The organism is Paraburkholderia sp., from assembly GCF_035948235.1.
GTDB lineage: Bacteria > Pseudomonadota > Gammaproteobacteria > Burkholderiales > Burkholderiaceae > Paraburkholderia.
This window is the reverse complement of record NZ_DASZJJ010000125.1, coordinates 1-6486: the sequence shown is the minus strand read 5'-3', so window position 1 is coordinate 6486 and position 6486 is coordinate 1. Positions and strand designations below refer to the sequence as shown.

Annotated in this window: 7 protein-coding genes and 2 pseudogenes; 7 read left to right on the top strand and 2 right to left on the bottom strand. The window is 62.6% G+C overall.

Annotated elements, in window-relative coordinates; all coding sequences use genetic code 11:
* Positions 1-84: pseudogene (locus tag VG320_RS11195) on the top strand (cytochrome O ubiquinol oxidase); the annotation flags it as partial.
* On the top strand, positions 85-414 hold the full coding sequence (gene cyoD / locus VG320_RS11190) for a cytochrome o ubiquinol oxidase subunit IV (RefSeq protein WP_327200174.1): 330 nt from the start codon (positions 85-87) through the stop codon (positions 412-414).
* 133 nt (positions 415-547) lie between these two features.
* Here the strand turns inward: cyoD and VG320_RS11185 are convergent, their stop codons facing one another.
* Complete coding sequence (locus VG320_RS11185; protein ID WP_327200173.1) at positions 548-1198, bottom strand: SGNH/GDSL hydrolase family protein; 651 nt, start codon at positions 1196-1198, stop codon at positions 548-550.
* 170 nt (positions 1199-1368) lie between these two features.
* On the opposite strand from VG320_RS11185, the gene VG320_RS11180 reads away from it, so the two are divergent.
* From VG320_RS11180 to VG320_RS11165, 4 genes are all read left to right on the top strand, one after another.
* Positions 1369-1971, top strand: coding sequence for a TetR/AcrR family transcriptional regulator (locus tag VG320_RS11180; protein ID WP_327200172.1), 603 nt, complete (start codon positions 1369-1371; stop codon positions 1969-1971).
* Positions 1972-2164: 193 nt separating this feature from the next.
* The gene (locus tag VG320_RS11175; protein WP_327200171.1) at positions 2165-2848 is read left to right on the top strand and encodes a type 1 glutamine amidotransferase domain-containing protein; all 684 of its coding nucleotides are present in this window, start codon (positions 2165-2167) and stop codon (positions 2846-2848) included.
* A 223-nt stretch (positions 2849-3071) separates the two neighbouring features.
* Positions 3072-4166 carry an NADH:flavin oxidoreductase/NADH oxidase gene (locus tag VG320_RS11170; RefSeq protein ID WP_327200170.1) on the top strand — a complete coding sequence of 365 codons (1095 nt, stop codon included), beginning with the start codon at positions 3072-3074 and terminating at the stop codon, positions 4164-4166.
* A gap of 54 nt (positions 4167-4220) precedes the next feature.
* Complete coding sequence (locus tag VG320_RS11165) at positions 4221-4520, top strand: putative quinol monooxygenase (RefSeq protein WP_327200169.1); 300 nt, start codon at positions 4221-4223, stop codon at positions 4518-4520.
* A gap of 96 nt (positions 4521-4616) precedes the next feature.
* Here the strand turns inward: VG320_RS11165 and VG320_RS11160 are convergent.
* Positions 4617-5055, bottom strand: a pseudogene (locus VG320_RS11160) (zinc-binding dehydrogenase); the annotation flags it as partial.
* A 73-nt stretch (positions 5056-5128) separates the two neighbouring features.
* On the opposite strand from VG320_RS11160, the gene VG320_RS11155 reads away from it, so the two are divergent.
* A partial coding sequence (locus VG320_RS11155; protein ID WP_327200168.1) for a tetratricopeptide repeat protein occupies positions 5129-6486 on the top strand: 1358 nt, incomplete at its 3' end.

Genomic DNA, 6486 nt, shown 5'->3' with positions numbered 1-6486 from the left:
TCGTGCCTGAGCCTTTTCTGGCACTTTCTGGACATCGTCTGGATCTGCGTGTTCTCCTTTGTTTACCTTGCGAGCGTGATTTAAATGAGTGCTCATCCTATCCACGAAGAAGAAAGCCACGGCAGCTTCGGCGGCTATGTGGCCGGTTTCATCCTGGCGGTGGTGCTCACGGCCGCATCGTTCTGGCTGGTCCTGCATGGCGGTTTCCCGCGTGAAACCGCGCTGCTCGGCCTGGCTGCGCTGGCAGTCGTGCAGATTGTGGTTCACCTCGTGTTCTTCCTGCACATGAACACGTCGTCGGGCCAACGCTGGAACGTGACCGCATTTGGCTTCACGGCCATGACGGTGCTGATCGTCGTGATCGGCACGCTGTGGGTCATGCACAACGTCGCCATGAACATGATGTCGCGTTGATTCGCGCATCTCGCTGGTCCCGCATCTAATGCGGGACACGCAAAAAAACGCCGCCTGGGTTTGCGCCCGGCGGCGTTTTTCTTTTTGGCGGCGGTTGTTTCGCTTCGGAAAAGCGCGCGCGTTTCCGAAACGTTCAGGCGCCGAACCGTTGTCGCACGGTCTGCGCCACGGCGTTGCCGAGTTTGTGGTGTTGATCGGCTTCGTAGTGAATGCCGTCGGTCGAACTGACCCTGGCGAATTCGCCCGCATCGAGAAACGCGGAGCCAAACTTCACGGCCACGCGTTCATAGAGCGGCGCAAGCAGACGCGATTTCGCCGCGCCGCCCGTGAAAATCTCGCCGAGAAAGCCGATCTCCTCGATCGGCACGGGAGACATCAGCAGCACATGCGGCGTCGCGCCGCCCGGTCCCGCGCGGCAGGCGAGCAGCGTTTCCAGCAGCACGTCCACGGAGTTGGCGATGTCGGCGGGCGTGACGGAAAAGCGCGTCTTGAGATCGTTGGTGCCGAGCATGAGCACGACGACGTCGATCGGCAAGTGGCTCTCCAGACAGGGCCGCAGGTACGCGAGTCCGTTTTTGTGGCGGCCTTCGATCGGATCGTCGTGAACCGTGGTGCGCGCGGGCAGACCTTCCTCGATGACCTGCCAGCCGTCGCCGAGGGCGGCTGCCAGCACGCCCGGCCAGCGCTCGGCTGGCCCGAAGCGTTCGAGGACGCCCGGCAGGTTGAGCGGCTTCGTGCCGTGGGTGTTCGAATCGCCGTAACAAAGCAGGGTACGTAACGACATGGATGGCTCTCCTGGTGGTGAGATTCCGATGCGAAATTTTCAGCCGACGCGCGTTTTATAGTGTGCAAACGCGTGCGGCGGGTCGGTGCGTTAAACCGGTGCATAAAGCCACTTCATGAGTCGGGGGATTACTAGACGACTGGTCTAATCCGCCTGTAACATGACACCCCATGAACGCAGCGCCAGCCGTCGAAGTACGGCAACACATCCTCGATACCGCCATGCCCATCATTCTGGGCAAGGGTTTTTCGGCCGTCGGTCTCAATGAGATCCTCGCGACCGCGGGCGTCCCCAAAGGGTCGTTCTATCACTATTTCGGCTCGAAAGAGGCGTTCGGCGAAGCATTGCTGACGTCTTATTTCGACGGGTATGAGGAACGCCTTGAAGAGCAGCTCGTGCAGCGGGGCGGCGCGCCGGTCGATCGACTGATGGGGTATTTCGAGGAATGGCGCGTGATGCAGTGCGCGGACGGCCCCGACGGCAAGTGTCTCGCGGTGAAGCTGGGCGCGGAAGTGAGCGACCTGTCCGAACCGATGCGCGCGGTGCTGCGCCGCGGCACCGAAGAGATTGTCCGGCGCATCGCGGTCTGTATCGACGAAGCCTGCGCCGACGGTTCACTCACTGGCATAAACGATGCGTCATCCACAGCGGCAACGCTTTACGAACTGTGGCTGGGCGCGACGCTGATGGAGAAGATCCGCCGCGACCGCCGCCCGCTGGACGCCGCGATGGTCACAACGCGGCAGCTTTTGAATCTGCCGCGCGCCGGTTGATGGCAGGCTTGCGGGCCTGACCGGTAACGCAACACCAACGCCACATCGGCATGACATCATCGTTTAGACGCCCGTGAGTTGGCGTCGTTATGAAGAGTCGTGTCATGCGGCAAGTAACTAGACGACCGGTCTAATAGAGGCCGGTTTCAATGGGCGCGCGAGCGCCCGGCATCATCGACTAAAGGAAACATCGATGAACGTACTGATCGTTTTGACTTCGCACGACGAACTCGGCAACACGGGCAAGAAGACGGGTTTCTGGCTCGAGGAATTTGCCGCGCCTTATTTCGCACTGCGCGACGCTGGCGCGAACATCACGCTGGCATCGCCCAAGGGCGGCCAGCCGCCGCTCGACCCGAAGAGCAGCGATCCCTCGGCGCAGACCGATGCAACGCGCCGCTTCGACGGCGACGCCGCCGCGCGCGCAGAACTTTCCAATACGAAACGTCTCGCCGATGTAGACGCGAACGACTACGACGCGGTGTTCTATCCCGGTGGCCACGGCCCGCTGTGGGATCTCGCTGAAGACCCGCAGTCCATCGCGCTGATCGAAAAGACCCTTGCGGCAGGCAAGCCGGTTGCGGCTGTGTGTCACGCGCCCGGCGTGCTGCGTCACGTCAAGGGCGCGGATGGCCGCTCGATCGTGGCCGGCAAGAATGTCACCGGCTTCGCGAACAGCGAGGAAGACGCGGTGCAACTGACCGATGTGGTGCCGTTCCTCGTCGAGGATATGCTCAAGGCGAACGGCGGCAATTATTCGAAAGCCGCTGATTGGGCGCCGCACGTCGCAACCGACGGTCTGCTGATTACCGGCCAGAATCCCGCTTCGTCCGAGCCGACCGCCGAGGCGCTCCTCGCTTTGCTGGGCAAGAAGTAACCGCACCTTATCTCCGTTTCCTTTACGCAACTCTGCGCGCCGCGCGATTGGCGGCGCAAGGAAGGCTTTTGTCGCTCGCCGTGACGAAACGTGCGTAAAGGAAATCCCGATTTTTTAGTCCAGCCCGGGTCGCATCGGTGGCGGCCCGCATGAGTCACCCGTTTTTCAAGAGTGCGAGCCGCGGATGCTATGCGCGGCTCGCACCGATCAAGGAGTGCAGTAGATGTCCGCATTGTTCGAACCGTTCAAGCTCAAAGATGTGTCCTTGCGCAACCGCATCGCGGTTCCGCCGATGTGCCAGTACATGGCCAACGACGGCATGATCAACGACTGGCACCATGTCCACTACGCGCAGATCGCGCGCGGCGGCGCGGGCCTCGTGATCGTCGAAGCAACGGCCGTGTCACCGGAAGGCCGTATCACGCCGGGCTGCGCGGGGATCTGGAATGACGAGCAGGCCAAGGCCTTCGCGCCGACCGTCGCCGCCATCAAGGCTGCGGGCTCGGTGCCGGGTATCCAGATCGCACACGCAGGCCGCAAGGCGAGCGCGAACCGTCCGTGGGAAGGCGACGACCATATCGCCGAAGGCGATGCACGCGGCTGGCAGACCATCGCGCCGTCCGCGATTCCGTTTGGCGCGAACCTGCCGAAGGTGCCGCAGGAAATGACGCACGACGACATCGCGCGCGTGCGCGAAGACTTCGTCGCGGCGGCGAAGCGTGCGCTGGACGCGGGCTTTGAATGGCTCGAACTGCACTTCGCCCACGGCTACCTGGCGCAAAGTTTCTTCTCGGAGCACTCGAACCAGCGCACCGATGCCTATGGTGGCAGCCTTGAAAACCGCAGCCGTTTCCTTCTGGAAACGCTCGCCGCTGTGCGCAAGGTCTGGCCGGAACATCTGCCGCTGACGGCGCGTTTTGGCGTGATCGAATACGATGGCCGCGACGAGCAGACGCTTGCCGAATCGATCGAGCTTGCGAAGAACTTCAAACGCGAAGGTCTGGATATGCTGAGCGTGAGCGTCGGTTTTTCGACGCCGACCGCGCAGATCCCGTGGGCGCCGGCCTTCCTCGCACCGATCGCACAGAAGGTGCGTCGCGCCGCTGGTCTGCCGGTGTCGTCGGCATGGGGTATCGGCACGCCCGAACGGGCCGAGCGCTCGGTCGCTTCGGAGCAGCTCGATCTGGTGATGGTTGGCCGCGCACACCTGGCCAACCCGCACTGGCCGTACTTCGCTGCCCAGGAACTGAAGGTCGATCGCGCGGCGTGGACGCTGCCGGCGCCGTACGCGCACTGGCTCGAACGCTACAAGGGCTAAGCTGCGTTACAGAAATTGCCGATCGGAAATTTCATTGACGATAAGGATATCTTGATGAGCATCTATCTCTTTGCAAGCCTCACGCCGAAGGCTGAGCACGTTGCCGACCTCGAGGCGGAACTGCGTCACATGGTGACGCAGACGCGCAAGGAAGCGGGCAACCGCCGCTACGACCTGCTGCGTCGCGCGGATGGTTCGCCGGGTTTTCACCTCTACGAAACCTATGTGGATGAAGCCGCCGTGCAGGCGCATCGCGAGAGCGCGCACTACGTGGCGTTCCGCAGCAAGATCGGCGGCTGGCTGGCCGAGCCGGTCGACGTCAAGGCGTTGGTAGGCGTGGATATCGCGGGATGACGCGTTAATCGCGGTTGATTGAGAAAAGCGCCGGGGCGATGGATTGCCCCGGCGCTTTGCATTTTCTGCCATGAATAAGGGCTTCAGTGCGCAACTTCAGTTGGCGAAGTCGAGCACCACGCGGCCCTCGATCGCGCCGCGTTCCATGCGGGCGAACACGTCGTTAATGTTTTCGAGCCGGTCGGTACTGACGGTGGCCTTGACCTTGCCCTCCTGCGCGAACACCAGCGATTCTTCCAGGTCGAGCCGCGTGCCGACGATCGAACCGCGCACTGTCACGCCGCTCAACACCATGTCGAAAATCGGCAGTGGAAAATCGCCGGGCGGTAGGCCGTTGAGCGAAACCGTGCCGCCACGCCGCACCATACCGAGTGAGTGCCTGCGAAAACGCGATCGGAGAAACAGCCGTGACGAGCACACCGTGCGCGCCGCCGATTTCCTTCTTCAGATAGGCGGCCGGATCGGTGGTTTTCGCGTTCACCGTTACCGTCGCGCCCAGACGCTTCGCGAGTTCGAGTTTCGTATCGTCAACATCGTCTTTGCGCATCCGATGCCGGACACATTGGCCGATTACAATGGGCGTTTTGCTCATCGACCCGTGCGTCCGGATGCAGATCGAAGAACTTTTCCAGCTGGCACACGAACGGCATATTGCCGGCGATTTCGCTGCCGCCCACGAGGTGTATAGCCGCATCGTCGGACTCGACCCTTTGCACGGCCCCGCGCGTTTCCGGCTCGCGGTGATCGCGCTCCAGCAGGGGCGCTTTCAGGATGCCATCGTCGGGCTTACGCGAGCCCTCGAAATCGAGCCTGGTAATCGACGCTATCGCGAAGCGTTAGGGCAGGCTCATGCGTCTGCGCATCGCTACGCGGATGCCGCCTCGGCGTATCGCACGCTGTTGGAAGAGGACGCGAGCGATCCCGATCACTGGTTCGGATTTGCCAGCGCGCTACAGGCGCAGGGCGCGCACCACGATGCAGCGCAGGCATGGGAAGCGCTGACGCAACGCGATCCGCAGCGCGCCGATGCATTCAACAATCTCGGCAATTGCCGCCGTTTGCTCGGCGAAGCAGCGCGCGCGCGAGATGCGTATGAGCGCGCGCTTGCAGTGCAGCCGGGCAATGTCGAAGCGCTGGTGAATCTTGGCACGCTGCTGCGCTCGCAAGGAGAGCACACGCGGGCACTGGCGTTGCTGCGCGAAGCCGTTGCAATCGCGCCCGATTCGACGACGGCCCTGGTGAATCTCGGCGCGCTGCTGCTCGACGAAGGCGATCCGCAAGGTGCCGCAAATGTGCTGGAACGCGCGCTGAAGCTTGCGCCGGACTTCGCGCACGCGGCCTATAACTACGGCAACGCGCTCCATGCGCTAGGTCAGCGGCGCGAGGCCCAGGCGCAGTATCGGCATGCGCTGACGATCGATCCTGCCCACGCCGAAGCGGCCAGCAATCTCGGCAACGTGTGCCGCGAACTGGGCGAGCACAAAGCGGCGATGGACGCATTCGAAACTGCCATCCGCGTGCGGCCCGATTTCGTCGATGCCTGGAATAATGCGGCCAACCTGGAGCGCACGCTGGGTCATCACGACAGGGCGTGCGCGCTGTTGCGCAAGGCGCTCGAACTTGCGCCGGAGCATTCGCCCACGCTTAACAACCTTGGCAACGTCTTGAAGGATCGCGGCGAACTCGATGAGGGCGTCGCGTGTTTCGAGCGCGCCATCAAGAGCGATCCGGACAATCTCACCGCGCACAGCAATCTGCTTTACGCGCTCTCGTTCCAGTCGTCCACACCCGAAGCGATACTCGCTCAGGCGCGTCGCTGGTCGGCGCAACACGAAGCCCCTTTGCGGGAGAAGCGTTTCCCGCACACACCGGGCGATTTGCAGGGACGCCGTTTGAGAGTCGGTTATGTCTCGGCGGATTTTCGTGAGCATTGCCAGGCATTGTTCATGACGCCGCTGCTTTCGCA